This window comes from uncultured Erythrobacter sp. (genome assembly GCF_947502395.1).
In the GTDB taxonomy this organism is placed as follows: Bacteria; Pseudomonadota; Alphaproteobacteria; order Sphingomonadales; family Sphingomonadaceae; genus Erythrobacter.
The window spans coordinates 1-679 of record NZ_CANMZM010000009.1 but is presented as its reverse complement, the minus strand read 5'-3'; the positions used below and the strand labels follow the sequence as shown (position 1 = coordinate 679).

Here is a 679-nt window from a genome sequence, read left to right as displayed (position 1 = left end):
TTGCGTGACGCGTCTCCGCATAATGGGACCCATCGCGTAGCGATGACTGATTTCAAATTTCCAGGTTCGGGGATTTCCTACCGAACTGGCATGTGGGATATCTTACAGGGTCAGCACTGCGATGAGGACCGAATAATCTCGGAGATCGCGGCGCTAGGTGACCCGGTGCGTCGAACCGTTTTGCAAGGCGGGTACGGTTCTGATGACTTGAGCCAGTCAATCGATCGGATGTTTAGCGAGTTGGGGCAGTTTCCAGATTTCAAAACGCTCGCCGCGATCGTTTTGCTGCTCGAATGGGCGAACGCCTTACAAAATCACGATCTTTGGAACAGCTTTTGTGGCTTGTACCGGCACATGATTCCCGATTTCATATTCCGCGACCAAGTGCCATTTCACGAGGAAGTCTTCGACGCGATAGATCGATACGCCAAGATACGTACCTTTCCCAAGTTAAATGAGCGGATCGATACTTTCCGCCGTTGGACTGAAGAGCTCCCTCGATATCAAACGATGGTTGGCAATTTGAAGAAAGCCGAAAAGCTGTGCTTCGAACGCTTGCCAAAGGAGTTTCGCGGGTAACCATCAGCAACGAAAAATTGCGGAGGCGAGATCGGACTTCTCAGAACCGGGGCAACCGGAAACGGAAAGCAAATTTCTTGCGCGGCAGAAATGCGCCCCA

General features: G+C 51.7%; 1 protein-coding gene. It reads left to right on the top strand.

What is annotated here, in order from left to right; all coding sequences use genetic code 11:
* Positions 1-579: hypothetical protein (locus Q0778_RS16315; RefSeq protein ID WP_298337835.1), on the top strand; the 579-nt coding region annotated here is incomplete at its 5' end.
* Between the last annotated feature and the right edge of the window lie 100 nt (positions 580-679).